This is a genomic window from Desulfosoma caldarium (assembly GCF_003751385.1).
GTDB classification, from domain to species: domain Bacteria; phylum Desulfobacterota; class Syntrophobacteria; order Syntrophobacterales; family DSM-9756; genus Desulfosoma; species Desulfosoma caldarium.
Map to the genome: position 1 here is coordinate 389,405 of NZ_RJVA01000009.1, position 18,724 is coordinate 408,128.

The window sequence follows — 18,724 nt, forward strand, 5'->3', positions numbered from 1 at the left end:
TCAGTAAACCCTCGGTTTGGGTTGGAATCGCGTGATGGAAACCGGTTTGGTGCCAAGCCGGATTTTTTCTTCGTCCCGATAAACCAGGGTGTGATGCAAGAAATTGTGGTCGTCCCGTTGAGGAAAATCTTCCCGACTGTGCGCACCGCGGCTTTCGCGCCGCGACGCCGCCGACACCAGAATGACTTCCCCTAGGGTCAGGAGCGACTCCAGTTCCAAAGCTTCCATAAGGTCCGTATTGTAGCGATCTCCCCGGTAATCTAGATAAACACTGTGCCGGTATTCTTCCTGCAACCCTCGAACGGTCTCCAGGGCTTTTTCCAACCCGCTTTGAGAACGGTATACCCCGCAGCGTTCCATCATTTCCCGTTGCAGGCGTTCTCGAAGCACGGCCGGCCGCACGCCCTGCGTTCTTTCCCTGAGGCGCGCCAGACGTTCCCGTGTCGCCTCTTCGGCGTCCGCCGGTAAGGGGCTTCGGTCCATGGTCGGCACACGGGCACACATGTCCTGACCGGCTCGGCGCCCAAAAACCACCAAGTCCAGAAGGGAATTGCATCCCAAACGGTTGGCGCCGTGGACAGAGACGCAGGCACATTCTCCGGCGGCATACAGCCCGGGAATGGGGCGGCCCTGGACGTCCAAGGCTCGACCATGAAGATCCGTCGAAATGCCTCCCATCATGTAATGGCATGTGGGTTGAACCGGTATTGGGGCATGAGCCGGATCGATGCCGAGATAAATGCGGACAAAGGAAGAGATGTCTGAAAGCCTTTCCGCCAGCCGTTCCCGGCCCAGATGGGTCAAATCCAGATGAACGAAGTCGCGGCCATCGATGCCTCGACCTTCTTGAATTTCTTTCATGATAGCTCGAGAGACCACATCCCGGGCGGCAAGATCCTTGATCGTGGGCGCGTAACGTTCCATGAAGCGTTCGCCGTGACGGTTCCTCAACACGCCGCCTTCCCCTCGAGCTGCTTCGCTGATCAGCACACCCAGGCCGTAAATACCTGTGGGGTGGAACTGCACAAATTCCATGTCTTGCAAAGGAAACCCATGCCTGTAGACCAAAAAGACGCCGTCTCCCGTGTTGGCGAAACAGTTGGACGTGGTCTTAAAAACCTTGCCAAAGCCGCCCGTGGCCAGCAAGACGGCTTTGGCATGAAACACATGGACGGCCGCCGTGGCCCAATCCAAAGCGATGACACCGCAGACGATGCCGTCTCGCACCACCAGGTCCACCACGGACAATTCCGGGTAGACATGAAGGCCGCGCTGCACACATTGGCCGTAGAGCGTATCCAAAATGACGCGGCCTGTGCGATCCGCAGCGTAACAGGCGCGCTTGACGGGAGCTTCCCCGAAGTGGCGGGTGTGCCCTCCAAAAGCCCTTTGGGCAATGGTGCCGTTGGGGTTTCGATTAAAGGGCACGCCCATGTGTTCCAATTCATAGACGGCGCGGGCCGCATCGCGGGCCAGCACTTCCGCGGCGTCCTGGTCCGTTAGGTAATCGCCGCCCTTGACCGTATCAAACATGTGCCATTCCCACGAATCCGGCTCTTCATTACCCAAGGCCGCCGCGATACCCCCTTGAGCAGCCCCGGAATGGGACCGGGTGGGAAAGACTTTGCTGATGAGCGCCACATCGAGGCAGCCTGCGGTTTCGACGGCCGCCCTCAATCCGGCAAGTCCGGAACCCACAATCACGACGTCGTGGGTATGTAGGTATCTTTCCGACATGATCGCATCCTTTGCAAAGGCCCTGTCCACAACGCCTCCACCTGTCGCCGCGTGTCTTTTATGTCCCCCGAATTGTCGATCACCAGGTGGGCTCGGTCTTTTTTCCAAGCGATGGGCCACTGCATGGTCAGGGTTTTTCGAGCTTCCTCCGGCGAGACGCCGTCTCGGCGACACAGGCGCTCCACCTGCTTCTCCGGGTCCGCGTAAACCACAATGACACAGTCAAAGGCGTCCTGAAGGCCGACCTCGTAAAGCAATGGAATGTCAAAGAGGACGATTCGGTGGGGATCCCGCGCGGTCACTTCCCGCCACGCCGCTTCCATGGCTTCCATCACCGACGGATGCACCGCGGCGTTGACCTGAGCCCGCAGTGTGAGGTCCCGCACAATGTCTTCCCGAAGCTTTTTTCTGTTGAGCTCTCCCGTCGCCGCATCGAAGTAGCCGGCATCGAGGATCGCCCTGAGCTTGTTCCAGGCCGGTTGTCCCGGCTGGACAGCCCGGCGCGCCGCTTCGTCGGCATCCAGCACGATGGCCCCTTTCTCCTGAAACATTCGAGCCACCGTGCTCTTGCCGGACGCTATCCCTCCCGTCAGAGCCGTTCGCGTGGGACGGCTCAGGCCCTCGGCGGCGCACTCAACGCCGAAAGATTTCGATGCCGGCATAGCGCGCCGCGTCTCCTAAATCTTCCTCAATGCGTAGCAACTGGTTGTATTTGGCAATGCGCTCCGTTCGACACAGGGATCCCGTCTTAATCTGGCCGGTGGACGCCGCAACGGCCAAATCGGCAATAAAGGTGTCCTCCGTCTCTCCAGACCGGTGGGAAATGACCGCTCGATACCCGGCTTGATACGCCATGGCCAGGGCCTCAAAGGTTTCCGTCACCGTGCCGATCTGGTTGAGTTTGATGAGGATGGCGTTGGCGACCCCTTCGTCAATGCCTCGAGCCAGAATTTTCGTGTTGGTGACAAACACATCGTCACCCACGATCTGAACACGGTCGCCAAGGCGGCGGGTCATGGCTTTCCAGCCGTCCCAATCGCCCTCCGCCAAGCCGTCTTCAATGGACAAAATGGGGTAGCGTTCCACCCAGCTCTCGTAAAGGTCAATGACTTCCTCCGAAGTTTTCTCCGGCTTCTTTTCCGCCTTCATCAGGTAGCGACCGTTTTCGTAAAATTCGCTTGCCGCCGGATCCAAAGCCAGAAACACATCATCTCCCGGAGCGTAGCCGGCGGCTTGAATGGCTTCCGTGATAAGTTCCAGGGCTTCTTCGTTGGACCCAAGGTTCGGCGCGAAGCCTCCTTCGTCACCAACGGACGTGTTAAAGCCCCGGGATTTGAGCACTTTCTTGAGGTGATGAAAGATTTCGGCGCCCATGCGCAAGGCGCCCCGAAAGGTGGGCGCTCCCGCAGGAACGATCATGAATTCCTGAATGTCCAGGTTATTGTCCGCATGTGCACCCCCGTTCAGAACATTCATCATGGGCACGGGAAGCATGCGCGCGGACACGCCGCCTAGGTATCGGTACAGAGGCAGTTCGCACTCCTCCGCCGTCGCCTTGGCAAGGGCCATACTCACAGAAAGAATGGCATTGGCTCCCAGACGGCTCTTGTTTTCCGTACCGTCCAAAGCGACCATGAAACGGTCCACTTCCACCTGGTTCTGGGCGTTCATGCCCAGAATCTTGGGACCAATTTCCTCGTTGACATGGCGCACCGCCGTCAGCACCCCTTTGCCTAAGTAGCGTTTCGGGTCTCCATCGCGCAGTTCCAAAGCTTCGCGGGATCCGGTGGAGGCTCCGGACGGCACCGCCGCGCGCCCCACCACCCCGGACTCCAAGACGACCTCCGTTTCCAAGGTGGGATTGCCTCGAGAATCCAAAATTTCCCTTGCCCGCACTGAAATAATCTCACTCATGAATGCCCCCCTTTCTTCGGGCGGACAAGGCGGCCGTGCGCTTCCGCCCGCGTTGCGTGACCCTCAGTTCCGCCTCGGCTCATGAAGACGACAGAAGCCTTTCCAAAACGATCGCCTCGGGACTCACCCGCGCCTGCACGACGCACACGGCGACCCCCTGCGTTTGAGCCCATCGAAAGCGCCGGCCATACACCGGGTCGATGTGGTCCGCCGGAGCGAACCGGTCGGCGTCCATTCTCTGAACGACGTACAGCATGGCGGCCCGATCGCCGGCGCGAACCTTTTCCACGAGAACTTCAAGATGTTTCGTCCCTCGAGTGGTCACGGCATCGGGGAAAAAGGCGGTGCCGTTTTCCACCAAAGTCACGTTTTTCACTTCCACCCACAGGGCTCCGGCAGGTGTTTCCACGCGAAGGTCTATGCGGCTGTGATTTCCGGCAGGCACTTCCCGGCGCACGGCCAGAGCGTCCGTGAAGATGGGCAAAGCCCTCTTTTCGGCAGCCTGCGCCGCCAGGTGGTTGGGCACGGCGGTGTTAATGCCGACCCAGACCCCGTCGATCTCGATCATTTCCCAGGTGTAGGCCGTCTTGCGCCCGCGACGGGGCGACGCCTCGGAGAGGCGCACCGAGGCCCCCACCTTGAGACACCCTTTCATGGACCCCGAATTGGGGCAATGGACTGTTTCACGACGGCCGTCGGCCATGAGCATTTCGGCCGTAAACCTGTTGGGCCGCTTGAGAAACACGGCGGGAATCAGGCCGGCTCCCCCTAAGCCGTTAAAGGAAAGGGATACCGATTGAAGAGGAATGTCGGGCATGATGTATCCTGAATGATAGCCGAGCACGCCGAGTAAAAAACGCCGTAAAGCTCTTTGATTATAGTCACGGAGCTCTCAGAGTCAAACCGTCCCGCGCTCTTCTTTCAAAATGCCCTGCCAAAACCTGGACGATGACGCCATCGGTCAAGTCGTTTTTAAAGGTCAGGGGATTCGGCACGCATCACTCGTTTCCAAAGGACGGCCTTCGACAGCCCTCAAGAGGCTCAGAGGGCAAGAAGGCGGTCCCTTCAAAGGCACCGGTCGCGGGCCTATGGTTTCAAATTGACCATGTTCTTCGCCAATGGGGCGAGGGTCCATGGCGGGCACGGCGCACCCTTTTGGCCACATCTCGGGGCGATGCATCATGGGGCTCTTCCACAGGACCGGCAACAAAGCAGACTCTGTAGCCCAGGTAGATGCCTTTGCACGGCCGAGTTTTTGTGTGCTATACGTCGCAACGGCATAATATGAGGGGAAAAAGGCTTATGGCGTCGTTCCAAAGGAAAACCTTTCTTCCGACACCCTTGGTGCCCGTGGCGGGCTTTGCCGCCATCATCTTCCTGGGAAGCCTCATGCTGCGCATGCTTTCGACGTCCACAGGAGCCCACATTCCCTGGATCGACGCCCTGTTCATGGCCACGTCGGCCACGTGCGTCACGGGCCTGAGCCTCTACGATATCGGAACGCAATTCAGCCCATGGGCTCAAGGAACCCTGCTCCTTCTCATTCAAGTGGGCGGCCTCGGCATCATGCTACTGTCCACCGTCCTTCTCATGGCCGTAGGCCAAGGAATTTCCTTTGCGTCCCGATTTCTTATTCAAGACACCTACACCTACGGGCCTCGTGCGCATCTGAGAACTTTCGTTGTTCGAGTGATGCTCTTTACGCTGGTGATTGAAACCGCCGGCGCCGCCCTGCTCGTGGCCGCTTTCGTCGATCGCATGCCGTGGAGCCAGGCCGTCTTTCATGCCATCTTTCACAGCGTCAGCGCCTTTTGCAATGCGGGCTTTTCCCTCTTTTCGGACTCTCTTGTGGGCTACCGCGACTCGGTTCTGGTGACGCTTGTCATGGCCGCCTTGATCGTCTTGGGCGGCCTTGGGTTTCTCGTGCTTCATGAAACCTTTAGAGCCCCTCGTCAAAAAAGGCCGTGGCCGCGACTATCCCTGCATTCAAAGCTGGCCCTCACCACCACGATTTTTCTCATTGGTGCCGGCACCGTCTTTTTCTTGTGCTGCGAATGGAACACGACGCTGGCACGACAACCGCTTTCCACTAAGATCCTGGCCTCTTTTTTTCAATCCATCACCGTACGAACGGCCGGTTTTAATTCTCTGGATTTTTCTCAGATGAAGGATTTGACCCTGCTGGGGACCATTTTGCTCATGTTTGTTGGGGCTTCTCCGGGGTCCACGGGAGGCGGCATCAAGACCACCACGGTGGCCGTCTTGGTGGCGCTCAGTCGAGCCCGGTTTAGAGGCAGCCCCTGCGTCCATGCTTTTCGCCGAACCATTTCCGATGAAACCCAGCGTCGAGCCTTTTCCGTTTTTGTCCTGTCCGCCACGGTGGTCGTGATCGGCACGGCGTTTCTTGTGGGCAGCGAACTGAGTCCCTTGCCTCTTGCGGAGAGCCGAGCGCGCTTTATGGAAATCCTTTTTGAGACCACGTCCGCCTTTGGCACCGTGGGCTTGAGCTTGGGCGCCACGGCTCGATTGAGCTTTTGGGGGAAGGTCACCGTCATCGCCCTCATGTTCATCGGCCGACTGGGACCGTTGGTCCTGGCCATGGCCATTCAACCCCGCAAGGACAGCGGTCACTACGAGTACGCCGAGGAACCCGTGATGATCGGCTAAAAGGATAAGCCATGAAGCGCGTTGCCATCATTGGTTTGGGTAATTTTGGATATTACCTTGGCCGCGAACTGAGCCGACAAGGATTTGATGTGCTGGGTCTGGATATTCGAAAAGACGCCGTTCAGCACGCCAAAAACGATATCGCCGTGACCGTGGTGGCAGACGCCACAGAAAAGGAAAATCTTTTGAACCTGGGTGTTGCGGAAGCCGATGCGGCCGTGGTGACCATCGGCACCAACATGCTGGCGAGCCTTCTCACCACCTTTATGCTCAAGGAAATCGGCGTCGCCAAGGTTTACGCCAAGGCGTTGAGTGAAGAGCACGAAAGGATTCTCAAACGGGTCGGGGCGGACACCATTCTTTTTCCCGAAAAGGACATGGCCATGAGCTTGGCTCGACGGTTGGCCAATCCCAACATGCTGGAGTATTTACCCTTCATCGAGGATCACGGCATCTTTGAACTGGAAGCCCCATCGGATTTTGTGGGCAAGGCCCTAAGGGATCTGGACCTGATCAATCGGTTCGGCATCCAGGTGCTGGCCGTGCGCCAGGCCGTAAGCAACACCCTGAAATTTATTCCCAAGGCCGATTTTGTCCTGCGCACCGGGGATACCCTGATCCTGCTCGCGCCCAACAAGGCCATGAAAGAATTGAACAAAGTCGCCGGACAACATTAAAAAGCAGAGCCAGAAGAGGAGGATCGATGATCGAAAGGTATACACGGCCGGAAATGGGCCGCATTTGGACTTTGGAAAACAAATACCGCAAGTGGTTGGACGTGGAGCTGGCCGTGTGTGAGGTGCGAGCCGAACGCGGGGAAATTCCCTCGTGGGCCATGGAGCAGATTCGCCAAAAGGCCGCCTTTCGCGTGGAACGCATCCATGAAATTGAGAAGGAAACCCAACACGATGTGATCGCGTTCCTCACCTGCGTGGCCGAACACGTGGGGCCGGCTTCCCGGTTCATTCACGAAGGGCTCACCTCCTCCGACGTGCTGGATACGGCCAACGCCCTGTTGTTCTTAGAAGCTTCCGATCTGCTTCTGGACGACATGGACCGCCTCCTTGCCGTGCTCAAGCGCCGCGCCTTTGAGTTCAAGAACACGGTCATGATGGGCCGATCCCATGGAATCCACGCGGAACCCATCACCTTTGGCCTCAAATGGGCCCTGTGGTATGCGGAGATGAAAAGAAACCGCCAACGCCTGGCGCGGGCTCGAGAAGCCATGCGGGTGGGGAAAATTTCCGGCGCCGTCGGCACCTACGCCAACATCGATCCGGACATCGAAGTGCGGGTCTGCCAGAAGCTGGGGCTGGAGCCCGCGCCCATCAGCACCCAGGTGATTCAGAGGGACCGTTACGCCGAATATTTCACCACGTTGGCCATCATCGGTTGCACCGTGGAAAAGATCGCCGTGGAAATCCGCCACCTGCAGAGGACCGAGGTGCGCGAAGCGGAAGAATATTTCGCTCCGGGTCAGAAAGGCTCTTCGGCCATGCCCCACAAGCGCAACCCCATCGCGTCCGAAAATCTGTCGGGCCTCGCCCGCGTCCTTCGAGGCAACGCTTTGGCCGCCATGGAAAACGTGGCTCTATGGCACGAACGGGATATCAGCCATTCGTCCGTGGAACGGATCATCGGACCCGATTCCACGATTCTTTTGGACTACATGCTGCATCGGCTGACGCGCGTTCTGGACAAACTCGTGGCCTATCCTGAAAACATGCGCCGCAACATGGACATCACCGGCGGTTTGCTCTTTTCCCAGCGCGTCCTTTTGGCTCTGGTGGCCAAGGGGCTGACCCGCGAAGAAGCCTACGCGATGGTCCAAAGAAACGCCATGAAGGTGTGGCAGGAAGGGGGGCAGCTCAAAAACCGGCTGCAGTCGGACCCCGATGTCACGGCTCACCTTAGCCATGATGAACTGGAAGGCCTCTTTGACCTGCAATACCACGTGAAACACGTGGACGCCATTTTTCAGCGCGTCTTTGGCACCAGTTGACCATCACGGCCAGAGACGCCGCCGCCTAGTTGAAAGAAGCCTCCAGCAGGGCTGGACCTCTTGTGTCGAAACGCCCAAAGGCGCGATGCGGCCTCGCACCCGGCCGCATTGGGACACAATCCCGTGGGCCCTCGGGTCGTGGTGCGCGCTTGGTGGCGGCGTGCGCCGATCCTTCAAGCCGAAGATGGACCCGCGTTTACAGGTCTTGGGCGAGGGCGTGCAAGGTCTGAGGCACGTCACCCACAAGATGCAGGCGCAACACGGGCCGGCCGGCAGCCAGCAGAGCCTCCCGATCCCCCAAAGCCTGGGCCGCGATCAAAGCACCGAAAGTGACGCGTGAGGTTTCTCGGCCCGGATCCTCGGGAATGGGCACATCCGTGGTCGGCTCATCCGTGATCTGCACGAACACGCCCTTGCCGGCATCGCCTTTGTGCAACTGTCCTGTGGAGTGAAGAAACCTGGGCCCGTAGCCCACCGTCACGGCCCGAGTTGTCCGGTCTCGAATGGCTTTTCGCAGCGCTCGCAACGCCGCGTCCATTGTCGGGGACGGGGCCACATAGGCCTGCAGGCCCACGTAGCCTTCGTGCGGCGCCGCGTCCACGAAGGAAGCAAGGATTTCCCTGGGCGTGGATCCCGTCGCCTCGCCGATGACCGTCACATTGCGCCACTGCAGCGTCGCCGCCACCTGAGGCAAGGCCCCCGATTCTCGATAGGCCGCCAGCATTTTTTTTGCCTGCACCTTGGCGGATTCCACGTCGGGTTGATCAAAGGGATGGATTCCCAGGAGATGACCGGCCACCACCGTGGCAAATTCCCACAGGAAAAACAGGCTTCCCACATCATAGGGGTCCTTTGCCCTGAGGCACACGAAGGGAAAAGCCCCTTTCGAGAGGTCGGTTTCGAGCGCTGACCCAACACCTGAAGCGCACGCCGCGGGCACGGACACAGTGATAAACAGGCGATCCCGGCCATACACACCAGGATGGCCCAAGGGCTCGTTCACCACGGGCACAATGCCCTTGCCTTCTTTTCCTGTGCTTTCGGCGATTAGCTGCTCCACCCAATCGCCGAAATTGGCGAAAAGAGGATCCGTGATCACGGTGGCCTTGTCCCGACCCTGAAGAGCCCCCGCGCCCAGGAAGGCCCCAAGCCACAGCCCCGGATTGCCATCCCCGGGGCTGGCGCCGCTTTGCCGGCAGGCTTCGACCATTCCCTGGGCGCGCTCAAGAATTGAGCGCCCATCGATGCCCACAAGGGCCGCAGGAACCAGGCCGAATAAGGTCAAGGCCGAATACCGCCCGCCCACATGGGGGTCGTTGAGGAAAATTTTTCGAAACCCCAGGGATCTCGCCAGCGCTTCCAGGCCACTTTGCGGGTCGGTGATGGCGCAAAAGTGGGCTCCGGCATTGCGAGCACCTCGACAATCGGCCACCTGGTTGTAAAAGTACTTGAAAAGAGAAAGGGTTTCCACCGTGCCGCCGGATTTGGTGGCCACAATAAAAAGGGTCTTTGAAAGATCGAGGGAGGCACGCACACGGGTGATGGCGTCGGGATGCGTGGAGTCCAAAACGGTCAGGGTCGGGAAGCCGTCCCGTGCGGAAAACATGCGAGAGAGCACTTCCGGAGCCAGGCTGGAACCGCCCATGCCCAGCAACACAACCTTTTCAAAGCCGCTTCCCTGCACTTCCCGAGCAAACGCCTCAAGCTCCGCCATGCGGTCCTGCATGGTCCACGGCGCCTGAAGCCACCCGAGCCGATTGGAAATTTCCCGGGGATTTTGCTTCCACACGGTATGGTCGCCGTTCCAGATGCGCGGCACGATGCCGTCTTTTTCCATGCGCACCACGGCGTCCTGAACCGCTTCGGCCAGTTCCTGCCAATGGCCTTCCACAACAATGGGACTCGGCATGTTCCTTCCCTCCCCGATCATGGGGTCACATCTTGATTTATGCCAAACGGATCATGGGGTCACATCTTGCTTTGTGTAGATCAATGGGGTCACATGCCAAACGGGTCAAACCTTGTCTCCGCGGGCCTCTTCACGGTGCTTGTGGACCATGGGGTCACATCTTGACTTATGCCACACCGGTCAAACCTTATTCCGCTTGGCCACTTCACAGAGCTTGTCCGAGAATGGCTTTTTTAACTCGGCTGGGGGCAGCGCCCGATTCTCAAAGCCTTTCCGGTTCCACATGCACCAGCACGGCCGCATTCTGGCTCACCGCACCCGGTCCCAGAGTCTGTAGCCCCGCGCGGTCCACAGAACGCCACATGTCTCGATAGGTCACGTTCTCGGGGACGGTCAACACCACACGATACCCGTCGGATCCAAAAGCCTCCCCTTGAGACCGACGCCAAAGGGATTGTAAAGATTGCTCAAGGCTTTGCGCGCCATCTCGAACGTCGCGAAGACGATCGGCGTTGCGTGGATCTTGCACAAGAGCCTCGAAGCCTTGGAGAAATCGAGCTCGCGCCTCGAGATCTCCAACGGCTTCGAGCCATTCCGCAAACGCCGCGGGACTCAGAAGGTCCACACGGGGAAGGTTCAGGAGTCGGCTCTCCCCGCGTTCCCAGATGCCCCCCTGCCGTTCTTTTTGCGTCTGCAAGGCATCCAGAGCTTCGTCCACCACGTCCCGGGACAGCGCCGCCAAGGCTATGGGCTGTTCCATTGCCGCGGCTCGACTCCAGAGTCGGAACCAAAACCCGATGCGCACCCGCAGCAGATACCCAAAATGCCCCCAGTCGGGACTCAGGGGTGGGTTGGCGGTTTCCAGGGCTCTTTGCAGTTCGGCGCTGTCTTCTTCATCGGCCCCCAGCGCTTGATAGAGCTTTTCCTCTAGCTGCTCCATCTCTTCCAGATTCGTGGAAAGTTCCAATTCCCGAATATCCAGATCCTTGGCCATTTCAAGGAAAACCAAGGCTTCCACGAAAAGCCCTTCGGCGGCATCATAAGGCTGCGAACTGATGCCTCGAAGCACCGATTGAATGTGGCTGCGTGTCTCCGGCGCCTCATCCACGGCCCAATCGCGACTGATAACAGCCATCAGTCCATCTTCACCCACGCGGGAGCCCAGCTCCTGATAGCCCTTCAACACACGGCGCACCTGCTCCCAAAAGCTTTCCTCCTTCACGACGCCGTGCGATGGACATAGAGGTTTAGCCCAGTCCGGCACAAAGGCGGGGCCGATGGCCTGCAGGCAATCCATGGTGGGCCAAACGGTCAAAAGACATCGCGCGACCGATTCGGGCAACACACTATGCGGAAAAAGAAACAGGCGAACAGACTTCTCCTGCATTCACAGCACCTCGTTTTGGGGTAAGGAATCGGTCCAGAAAATGGGAACGTCGGGCAGAGACACGCCCGCAATGCGCGCGGCTTCGTCTAGCAGTCTGCGAACGGCCCTTTGGCCTTCCGTTCCCACGTCCCGACTGAATTCATTGACAAAGGTCTGTATGTGGCGAGCAATGATGTCCGAGGCCATTTCCTGGGCGTGGGCTTCAATGTAAGGCCAGACTTGATCCGGATGCTCTCGAGCCCAGTCGAGGCTTTCGACAATGGCTCGATCCATGAGTTCCGCCGTGTGACGACCCAGACGACGGCGAATGACGATGCAGCCCAACGGCAGAGGGTATCCCGTGCGGGATTCCCACCAGGCTCCCAGATCCAGCACGAGGGACAAGCCCAGGTTCTCATAGGTGAAACGCCCTTCGTGAATGACAAGTCCCGCGTCCACCTCTTCGGCGGCCACCGCCGGCATGACCTTTTCAAAGGACATTTCAACCCGTTCGCCTCGATGCAGACCGCTTAGTTCCAAAAGCAAATTGGCCGTAGTCAAACGGCCGGGAATGGCGATGGTTGCGGTGGCCAGATCCTGCGGAGCCCAGGGTTTTTTGGCCACAACAATGGGTCCGCACCCTCGGCCCAGAGCGCCTCCGGATCGCAGCAGCCAATAGTCTTTCAGGCAATGGATTAGAGCATTGAAAGAAATTTTGGTGACGTCCAAGCGGGCTTCCTTGGCGTACCGGTTCAGGACTTCCACATCAGCAAGAAACGGTTCGAAACGCAGCCCGTTCGGTTGAACGGCGCCTAAGGCAAGGCCGCCGAAAATGAAGGTGTCGTTTGGACACGTGGAATAGCCCAAAGAAAGCACTTGGGACACGAGCGTCCTCCTAAGCGGCTGTTTTCATGCCATCAAGCCATGTTCCCAGCACGGCATGGCTGTGGGCCAGGGCTTTGTCCATGCACCATAGGCTCTTGTCCCGCTCACCGGCTCGGTTACTGATTCCACGACACTGCACAACGGGCACGCCATACCGGCGGCACACCTGCACCACCGCACTTCCTTCCATATCTTCCGCCCACGCACCGTAACGGGTAAACCGTTCCTCGGCGATCCATGCATCGCCGCTGGACATACCTACCGTAACCGAAGGTCCAAAAGCCACTTGAAAAATCTCGCGCTTGGGTTCCCGCACAGCCGCCGCCTTTGGCATGTCCTCGGCCCATGGATGCACCGTGGGGATTTTTGTGGACGACGTCCCCAAAGTATACCAGCCGGCCGGTGTGAGTGTGGCAGCCCATTTCAGCGCCCAATCCTCGCTGAGATCAAAACGTTCAAAGACAGGCCTTCCCCTTTCGTGGCCCACTGCAAATCCGAGGGCCTTCATGGAACCCATGCCGGCCCGCTCCCAAACGCCTTCATCCCCCAAGAGGATCGACGTGGACACGAGCACGTCGCCCACGCTCAAGGGCCCCTTTGAGTAGGCTCCCGCGCTACCCACGACCCAGACCATGGCCGGGCGACACCGTTCTATCAGCACGGCCGATCCGGCTGCAGCATTGACTTTTCCGATGCCTAGGCAGGCCAGTCCCACGCGAAGGCGGCCCCAGCGACCGGCCCATAGCGTGGTCCATGGCGTCAAGAGAGGCTTTGGGGCGCGGAGCCATCCTTCAAGGGGCTTGACTTCCAAAGGAACAGCGCCCACGATCAACACATCCAAGGCTTCAAAAGACTCTTCCATGCACTCCGTTTTTTTTGATCCTTGCCGGGCTTTTCGAGCGGCCAATCTGTGGAAGAAGGTGCCAACCGTGACGGCGCGTTGCGCTGCATGCACAGAATGCACTTTAGAGGGACGTCGAGAGACATTCCCCCTCGCGTGCACGTCCCTCGGTAAGCTAGCAAGGAGCAAAAAGCTCTGTCAATGCAACACGGTTGGCATGGCCCCTTTCACAGATGATTTTTCTTGCGAACGTTTCGCATAGGAAATCTCAAGGAGGAGACGACGTCGCGGTGCGAGCCTGTGCCCATGACCAAGGGACTGCTCCGCAAAGGTGTTGGCCGAAAGCCTACCAAGTCAAGAGGTCCATGGAGTTCATGGCAGGCAAGGGGCCGGCCCATGGTTGACTTCGTCGGAACAGTTCCTTTAAGAAGCTTTCGCGGCGCACGCCGTGAGAAGGGCCGGTCGACGATGCGATGCGGATTGGAAGATGGAAGGCAGCATACCATGCGGCGCCTTGAGGCCGGGTCCCCTTCTGGCATTGGCCTCATAATCCATGCGGCGGTGGCCCATAGGCCACGGTCTTCGAGAGATTCCATGCACGACGATGAAAACGTTCTGTGTGGCACCATGCAAATCGGCGCCGTGACGGTCGATCCTCCCGTGGTCATGGCGCCCATGGCTGGAGTGACGGACGGGCCGTTCTTGTCCGTTGTTTCTCGGTTTGGTGTGGGCATGGTGACATCGGAAATGATGAGCGCCGAGGGCTGTCGGCGAAAAGACCCTTCCGCGGAAAGAATTCTTGCCGTTCCCGCGCGGGTCTCAGTCCCAACGGCCATTCAGATCTTTGGAGCCCACCCCGAAGTCATGGGGGATGCAGCCCGTGCCGCGGAAGACCGAGGCGCCGCGGTCATCGACATCAATGCAGGATGCCCCGTGCGGAAAATCGTGCGCCAAGGGGCGGGAGCCGCCTTGCTTCTGGATCCGGACCGCCTTATGCGCCTCGTGGAAACCGTAAAACGCGCGGTGTCCATACCCGTCACGGTCAAGACGCGCCTGGGCTGGGACAAGAACACCCTGAACGTGCTGGACGTCTGCCGGCGGCTAGAAAGAGCCGGAGCAGACGCCGTGACCGTGCATGCTCGAACGGCCCGCCAGATCTATTCGGGTCAGGCGGATTGGACCTGGATTGGCGAACTCAAGCGGGAACTTTCCATCCCGGTCATCGGAAACGGAGATGTGACCAGTCCGTCGGATTTTTTTCGCATGAAAAGTCAAACAGGCTGCGATGCCGTGATGATCGGTCGAGGGGCTCTGGGAAATCCCTGGCTCTTTCAGGTCATCGCGCAGCTCTGCCGGCCTCAGAGGGCCGAGGCGCCGCGGCCCCAATGGGAAGATTTTAGGCGCACGGTTCATGAGCTTGCTGAAATGTTTATTCAGGAAAAACCTAAGGCCATTGGCGCTTTGAAAAAACATCTGGTCTGGTACACAAAAGGATGCCCCAACGCTTCGGTGTGGCGATACCGCCTGATGAGTGCGCCCGACGGCGCCAGTTTGCTGAATGTTTTTGATGCCTACGTTTTGGAACTCGCCGCGTCCCAGGCCGATGTGCTCACCTGCAAAGTCAGAGACAACGGCTTGGCACAGGAGCACTTATGAAAGTCATCGTGGCCGAAACAGCGGGCTTTTGCCAAGGCGTTCGCACGGCATTGGAAATGACCCTGGAGGCGGCCCGATCCCGCCAAAAGGAACCTCTGTGCACCTTCGGGCCTCTCATTCACAACCGCCAAGTTCTGGCCATGCTCAAGGAACGGGGCGTGGAAGAAGCCGCCATCGAAGAGGCATGCCGCAACCGATGGGTTATTGTTCGCGCCCACGGAATTCCTCCGGATCAGCGCCGGCGGCTTAAAGAAATCTCCCTGGGCCTCATTGACGCCACGTGCAAACGCGTGGCGCGTGTTCAAGCCATCATTCGCAGATACGCTCGAAAAGGCTATCACACCCTCATCGTGGGTGATGCGGATCACGCGGAAGTCATTGGACTTATGGGCTATACGGAAGGCCGAGGCATGGTCATTCAATCGCCCGACGATCTGGACCGCGTGCCCGCCAATTGGCCTTTGGTCCTCCTGGTGGCCCAAACCACGCAAAACCAGGACGTGTTTCAAGCCGTGGAGGCGCGCTTTCGAAAGCGGTTTCCTCAGGGTGTTGTACATAACACCATCTGCGGAGCGACCCATGAGCGCCAGAATGAAGTGCGGCGCCTTTGTGAGCGCGTGCAAGCCATGGTCATCGTGGGCGGCACCCACAGTGGCAACACGCAGCGGTTGGCGGAGACGGCTCGGGAATGCGGCGTTCCGACCTATCACGTGGAAACGGAAAAGGATTTGGATTGTCAAGAAATGTGCCAGTTTCACACGGTGGGGGTTTCTGCGGGAGCGTCCACGCCCAACTGGATGATTCGCAATGTGGTGCGGTTTCTGGAAAATCTTGAGCCGAATCCCCACGCTCTCCAAGCCGCCGTGTGGCGACGCCGCCTGGAAAAACTCGCCTACACCAACGCCGCCTCCGCGGCGGCCGCAGGGCTTTTGACCGCGGCGGTATCCGCCGTGACAAACCTGCCCATCGGCTTTGTGCACATTCTCATGGCCGCATCCTACGCTTTTGCCATGCATACGCTGAACCGCTACATCGACCGGGAAGCCCTCCAATTGAACGATCCACAACGGGCCGCCTATTATGCCTCAAAGCGCGCGGCTTTTACGGCCACAGGCGTCACCGCCGCCGTGGTCGCTTTGGGCAGTGCCACCGCAGACGGCATGCTCACGGCCTTACTCATGGTCCTGATCCTGGCCGTGGGATCCCTTTATGCGGTGCCTTTGTTCCAGTCCCATTGGATTGAACGGACCAAGATCATCATGATCAAGGACATTCCCGGATCCAAGACCTTGACCATTCCCCTGGCCTGGGCCAGTGTCACCGTGTGGCTGCCGCACCTTCAGCACATCCAAGACGGTCTGGGAAAGCTGCTCTACGCTTTCATGCTCGTGTTTCTTCTCGTGCTGGCCCGCACGGCCCTCTTGGACTGCTTGGACATTCAGGGAGATCGGTTGGTGGGCCGAGAGACAGTGGTGGTTCTGTGGGGAGAACAGCGCGCCGGTCGATTTATTGTGGGCGTGTTGGTTCTGATAGCGGTCGCAGCGCTGACGGGTCCCTTATGGAGGCTGAGCTCGCCTTTTAGCGTTTTTTTCGCCGCAGCGGCTGCGGCCTATGGCGTATTCTTTCGGTACTTTCGAGGCCGGCGCATCAAAGATGCGGCTTACCTGGAAACCCTCATCGAATCCGTTTTGGTGGGGGTAGGACTTCTCGGATGCTTGTGGATTTGGCTGGGCAGCCTCTAAAACGAGGACCTTTTCCATGGTGCCGAATTTGGTGAGCGTCATCATTCCGACCCGGAACCGCGCTGCCATGGTCCGGCAAGCCGTGGAGTCCGTGCTGGCCCAAAAAGACGCTTCTTTGGAAGTCATCGTGGTGGATGACGGTTCCACAGACGACACGGCCCATGTCCTCACGGCCTACAGCGCACGCATTCAGGTCATTCGGCGGGAACACTCAGGGGGTGTCAGCGCTGCCCGAAACGCGGGGATTGTGGCTTCACGAGGGGAATGGATCGCCTTTTTGGATTCCGACGATATGTGGCTTCCCCAAAAGGTGAGCGCTCAGTTGGAATATTTCAGGACGTACACGGGCATGCGCATCTGCCAAACGGAGGAGATCTGGATTCATCGAGGCCGGCGCCGCAACCCCAAAAAATACCACACCAAACCTTCCGGATGGTGTTTTGAACGCCTTTTGGAACGCTGCCTGGTGAGCCCCTCGGCCGTGATGATGCACCGGTCGCTCCTTGAAGAAGTGGGGTTGTTTGACGAATCGCTACCCGCCTGTGAAGACTACGATATGTGGTTGCGCATTGGATGCCGCTATCCCATAGGGCTTGTGCCAAGGGCCCTGGTGGTGAAGCGAGGCGGACACGACGACCAACTCTCCGCCACCATTCCCGCTCTGGATCGCTATCGGCTGAAGGCCATGGCCAAACTCCTTCACAGCGCGCCGCTGACGCCCATGCAGCGGGATCAAACCCTCAAGGTTCTCAAGCGCAAAGCATCCATCTATGCGGGAGGATGCCTGAAGCGCGGCAAACAGGACGAAGCCGTACGCGTTCTAACATGGCTTCGAGAGACCCTTTTGGAAAATGGGAACCGTTAAGGGACGAACCTGACCAGACCTATGATGATGGCCAAAACCGAAAAGCCGAGGCCGAGGCTCCACTGAAGCGTAACGAAGCGTTTGTCTAAAGCCTCAAAACGCTTGTCCACGGCCTCAAAGCGCTTGTCTATGGCCTCAAAACGCTTGTCTATGGCCTCAAAACGCTTGTCCACGGCTTCAAAACGCTTGTCCACGGCCTCAAAACGTGCCTGTACCTCGCGATGCAACGCTTCAAAGCGTTTCTCGAGGCTTTCAAAGCGAGCCGCCTCGATTTCCCTCAGTGCCCTGAGTTCCTCCTCCACTCGAATCACGCGCTCAAGGAGGGAGAGTTCTTTGAGCTGGGCTTCGCCGCCTCGCACGTATTGCTCCAGATGCTCCGAAAGCAAAACCGGCAGGCGTTCGGCCAAGGCCCGTTCCACAGCTTCCCCAATGGCTTCGTGCACTTCCGGGGTCAATTTCTCTTTTGACGACCACGGCATACAAAACTCCTGAAAAAAACCCTTTTATGCATCGTATATCCGGACCGCCCTCAACAATCCAGACCTATTTAAAGACGGCCCGGCATTTTTCTCAGAAAGCTTCAAGGATTCTTTTCAGGACGCGTTCCATCTCCCCAGGGCTGTATTTTTTGGCCGGCCACGGCACCTTAAAGCCATCCCCGGTCTTTCGAGGCATGAGGTGAAAGTGGACGTGAAAGATTTCCTGGCCCGAAATTTCGTAATTGTTTTGAAGAATGTTCAGGCCTTCGGCATCGGTTCCTTTGAAAACGGCCGTAGCGACCTTTTGCAGGGCCGCACCGCAGGCCGCCACCTCTTCCGAAGTCATATCGAAGAGTGTGTCTGCATGTTTTTTAGGAATCAGCAGAGTATGGCCGGGCATGAGAGGGTTGATGTCCAGAAAAGCAAGCACATGTTCATCCTCGTAAACCTTGGCGCAGGGAATCTGTCCGGAAACAATGCGACAAAAAATGCACTCCGTCATGGCTTCACCTCCGTGTATCCATGCCTGGCAAGGAGCCTCCGTGTTGCCTAAAAACTCTTTCGGTTCTATAGTCTCTGACGGGAATCGGCCCTTCATCCTTATGGTTAGCATACGATGCCATGGGGTCGCTGTGCAAGATTCGGCTGAACCCAAAAGATG

General features: G+C 58.4%; 16 protein-coding genes. 6 read left to right on the plus strand and 10 right to left on the minus strand.

What is annotated here, in order from left to right; all coding sequences use genetic code 11:
• The 4 genes from sdhA to sfsA all read right to left on the minus strand — a co-directional run bounded on the left by sdhA (position 1) and on the right by sfsA (position 4,468).
• On the minus strand, positions 1-1,737 hold the full coding sequence (gene sdhA, locus EDC27_RS02320; RefSeq protein WP_123288999.1) for a succinate dehydrogenase flavoprotein subunit: 1,737 nt from the start codon (positions 1,735-1,737) through the stop codon (positions 1-3).
• The gene (gene coaE / locus EDC27_RS02325; RefSeq protein ID WP_123289000.1) at positions 1,701-2,399 is read right to left on the minus strand and encodes a dephospho-CoA kinase; all 699 of its coding nucleotides are present in this window, start codon (positions 2,397-2,399) and stop codon (positions 1,701-1,703) included. Before coaE ends, sdhA begins: the two co-directional genes overlap by 37 nt.
• Positions 2,371-3,651: a phosphopyruvate hydratase gene (gene eno, locus EDC27_RS02330; RefSeq protein ID WP_123289001.1), complete on the minus strand. Its 1,281-nt coding sequence runs from the start codon at positions 3,649-3,651 to the stop codon at positions 2,371-2,373. The genes coaE and eno overlap by 29 nt, the downstream gene beginning before the upstream one ends.
• A gap of 79 nt (positions 3,652-3,730) precedes the next feature.
• Positions 3,731-4,468, minus strand: coding sequence for a DNA/RNA nuclease SfsA (sfsA, locus tag EDC27_RS02335; RefSeq protein WP_123289154.1), 738 nt, complete (start codon positions 4,466-4,468; stop codon positions 3,731-3,733).
• A 485-nt stretch (positions 4,469-4,953) separates the two neighbouring features.
• Between sfsA and EDC27_RS02345 the strand changes: the two genes are divergently transcribed.
• From EDC27_RS02345 to purB, 3 genes are read left to right on the plus strand one after another with little or no spacing between them, the layout of a single operon-like run.
• Positions 4,954-6,318, plus strand: coding sequence for a TrkH family potassium uptake protein (locus tag EDC27_RS02345; RefSeq protein WP_170161525.1), 1,365 nt, complete (start codon positions 4,954-4,956; stop codon positions 6,316-6,318).
• Between the two features lie 11 nt (positions 6,319-6,329).
• On the plus strand, positions 6,330-6,995 hold the full coding sequence (locus EDC27_RS02350; RefSeq protein ID WP_123289004.1) for a potassium channel family protein: 666 nt from the start codon (positions 6,330-6,332) through the stop codon (positions 6,993-6,995).
• A gap of 26 nt (positions 6,996-7,021) precedes the next feature.
• A complete protein-coding gene (gene purB, locus EDC27_RS02355) occupies positions 7,022-8,320 on the plus strand; it encodes an adenylosuccinate lyase (RefSeq protein ID WP_123289005.1) in 1,299 nt (432 codons plus the stop codon).
• Between the two features lie 196 nt (positions 8,321-8,516).
• Here purB and EDC27_RS02360 read toward each other — a convergent pair whose 3' ends face one another.
• From EDC27_RS02360 to EDC27_RS02375, 4 genes are all read right to left on the minus strand, one after another.
• On the minus strand, positions 8,517-10,229 hold the full coding sequence (locus EDC27_RS02360) for a glucose-6-phosphate isomerase (protein ID WP_170161526.1): 1,713 nt from the start codon (positions 10,227-10,229) through the stop codon (positions 8,517-8,519).
• Between the two features lie 262 nt (positions 10,230-10,491).
• Positions 10,492-11,616, minus strand: a complete 1,125-nt coding sequence (locus EDC27_RS02365; RefSeq protein WP_123289007.1) for a hypothetical protein — start codon at positions 11,614-11,616, stop codon at positions 10,492-10,494.
• Positions 11,617-12,480, minus strand: coding sequence for a 1,4-dihydroxy-6-naphthoate synthase (locus tag EDC27_RS02370; RefSeq protein WP_123289008.1), 864 nt, complete (start codon positions 12,478-12,480; stop codon positions 11,617-11,619).
• Positions 12,481-12,490: 10 nt separating this feature from the next.
• A complete protein-coding gene (locus tag EDC27_RS02375) occupies positions 12,491-13,342 on the minus strand; it encodes a phosphorylase family protein (RefSeq protein WP_148045656.1) in 852 nt (283 codons plus the stop codon).
• A 573-nt stretch (positions 13,343-13,915) separates the two neighbouring features.
• Between EDC27_RS02375 and dusB the strand changes: the two genes are divergently transcribed.
• From dusB to EDC27_RS02390, 3 genes are read left to right on the plus strand one after another with little or no spacing between them, the layout of a single operon-like run.
• On the plus strand, positions 13,916-14,977 hold the full coding sequence (gene dusB, locus EDC27_RS02380; protein WP_170161527.1) for a tRNA dihydrouridine synthase DusB: 1,062 nt from the start codon (positions 13,916-13,918) through the stop codon (positions 14,975-14,977).
• On the plus strand, positions 14,974-16,719 hold the full coding sequence (gene ispH / locus EDC27_RS15870) for a 4-hydroxy-3-methylbut-2-enyl diphosphate reductase (RefSeq protein WP_170161528.1): 1,746 nt from the start codon (positions 14,974-14,976) through the stop codon (positions 16,717-16,719). The genes dusB and ispH overlap by 4 nt, the downstream gene beginning before the upstream one ends.
• Positions 16,720-16,735: 16 nt before the next feature.
• Positions 16,736-17,584: a glycosyltransferase family 2 protein gene (locus tag EDC27_RS02390; RefSeq protein WP_123289011.1), complete on the plus strand. Its 849-nt coding sequence runs from the start codon at positions 16,736-16,738 to the stop codon at positions 17,582-17,584.
• Here EDC27_RS02390 and EDC27_RS02395 read toward each other — a convergent pair.
• On the minus strand, positions 17,581-18,063 hold the full coding sequence (locus EDC27_RS02395; RefSeq protein WP_123289012.1) for a hypothetical protein: 483 nt from the start codon (positions 18,061-18,063) through the stop codon (positions 17,581-17,583). The two genes, EDC27_RS02390 and EDC27_RS02395, sit on opposite strands and share 4 nt — an antisense overlap.
• 91 nt (positions 18,064-18,154) lie before the next feature.
• Positions 18,155-18,565, minus strand: a complete 411-nt coding sequence (locus EDC27_RS02400; protein WP_123289013.1) for an HIT family protein — start codon at positions 18,563-18,565, stop codon at positions 18,155-18,157.
• Between the last annotated feature and the right edge of the window lie 159 nt (positions 18,566-18,724).

What these genes read in the sequence shown, in the direction of transcription:
- EDC27_RS02365 (WP_123289007.1), bottom strand. Translation starts at nt 11,616, where the DNA reads ATGCAGGAGAAGTCTGTTCGCCTGTTTCTTTTTCCGCATAGTGTGTTG.
- EDC27_RS02400 (WP_123289013.1), bottom strand. Translation starts at nt 18,565, where the DNA reads ATGACGGAGTGCATTTTTTGTCGCATTGTTTCCGGACAGATTCCCTGC.
- EDC27_RS02350 (WP_123289004.1), top strand. Translation starts at nt 6,330, where the DNA reads ATGAAGCGCGTTGCCATCATTGGTTTGGGTAATTTTGGATATTACCTT.
- EDC27_RS02395 (WP_123289012.1), bottom strand. Translation starts at nt 18,063, where the DNA reads ATGCCGTGGTCGTCAAAAGAGAAATTGACCCCGGAAGTGCACGAAGCC.
- eno (WP_123289001.1), bottom strand. Translation starts at nt 3,651, where the DNA reads ATGAGTGAGATTATTTCAGTGCGGGCAAGGGAAATTTTGGATTCTCGA.
- coaE (WP_123289000.1), bottom strand. Translation starts at nt 2,399, where the DNA reads ATGCCGGCATCGAAATCTTTCGGCGTTGAGTGCGCCGCCGAGGGCCTG.
- EDC27_RS02375 (WP_148045656.1), bottom strand. Translation starts at nt 13,342, where the DNA reads ATGGAAGAGTCTTTTGAAGCCTTGGATGTGTTGATCGTGGGCGCTGTT.
- dusB (WP_170161527.1), top strand. Translation starts at nt 13,916, where the DNA reads ATGCACGACGATGAAAACGTTCTGTGTGGCACCATGCAAATCGGCGCC.
- EDC27_RS02360 (WP_170161526.1), bottom strand. Translation starts at nt 10,229, where the DNA reads ATGCCGAGTCCCATTGTTGTGGAAGGCCATTGGCAGGAACTGGCCGAA.
- ispH (WP_170161528.1), top strand. Translation starts at nt 14,974, where the DNA reads ATGAAAGTCATCGTGGCCGAAACAGCGGGCTTTTGCCAAGGCGTTCGC.
- EDC27_RS02345 (WP_170161525.1), top strand. Translation starts at nt 4,954, where the DNA reads ATGGCGTCGTTCCAAAGGAAAACCTTTCTTCCGACACCCTTGGTGCCC.
- sfsA (WP_123289154.1), bottom strand. Translation starts at nt 4,468, where the DNA reads ATGCCCGACATTCCTCTTCAATCGGTATCCCTTTCCTTTAACGGCTTA.
- purB (WP_123289005.1), top strand. Translation starts at nt 7,022, where the DNA reads ATGATCGAAAGGTATACACGGCCGGAAATGGGCCGCATTTGGACTTTG.
- EDC27_RS02390 (WP_123289011.1), top strand. Translation starts at nt 16,736, where the DNA reads ATGGTGCCGAATTTGGTGAGCGTCATCATTCCGACCCGGAACCGCGCT.
- sdhA (WP_123288999.1), bottom strand. Translation starts at nt 1,737, where the DNA reads ATGTCGGAAAGATACCTACATACCCACGACGTCGTGATTGTGGGTTCC.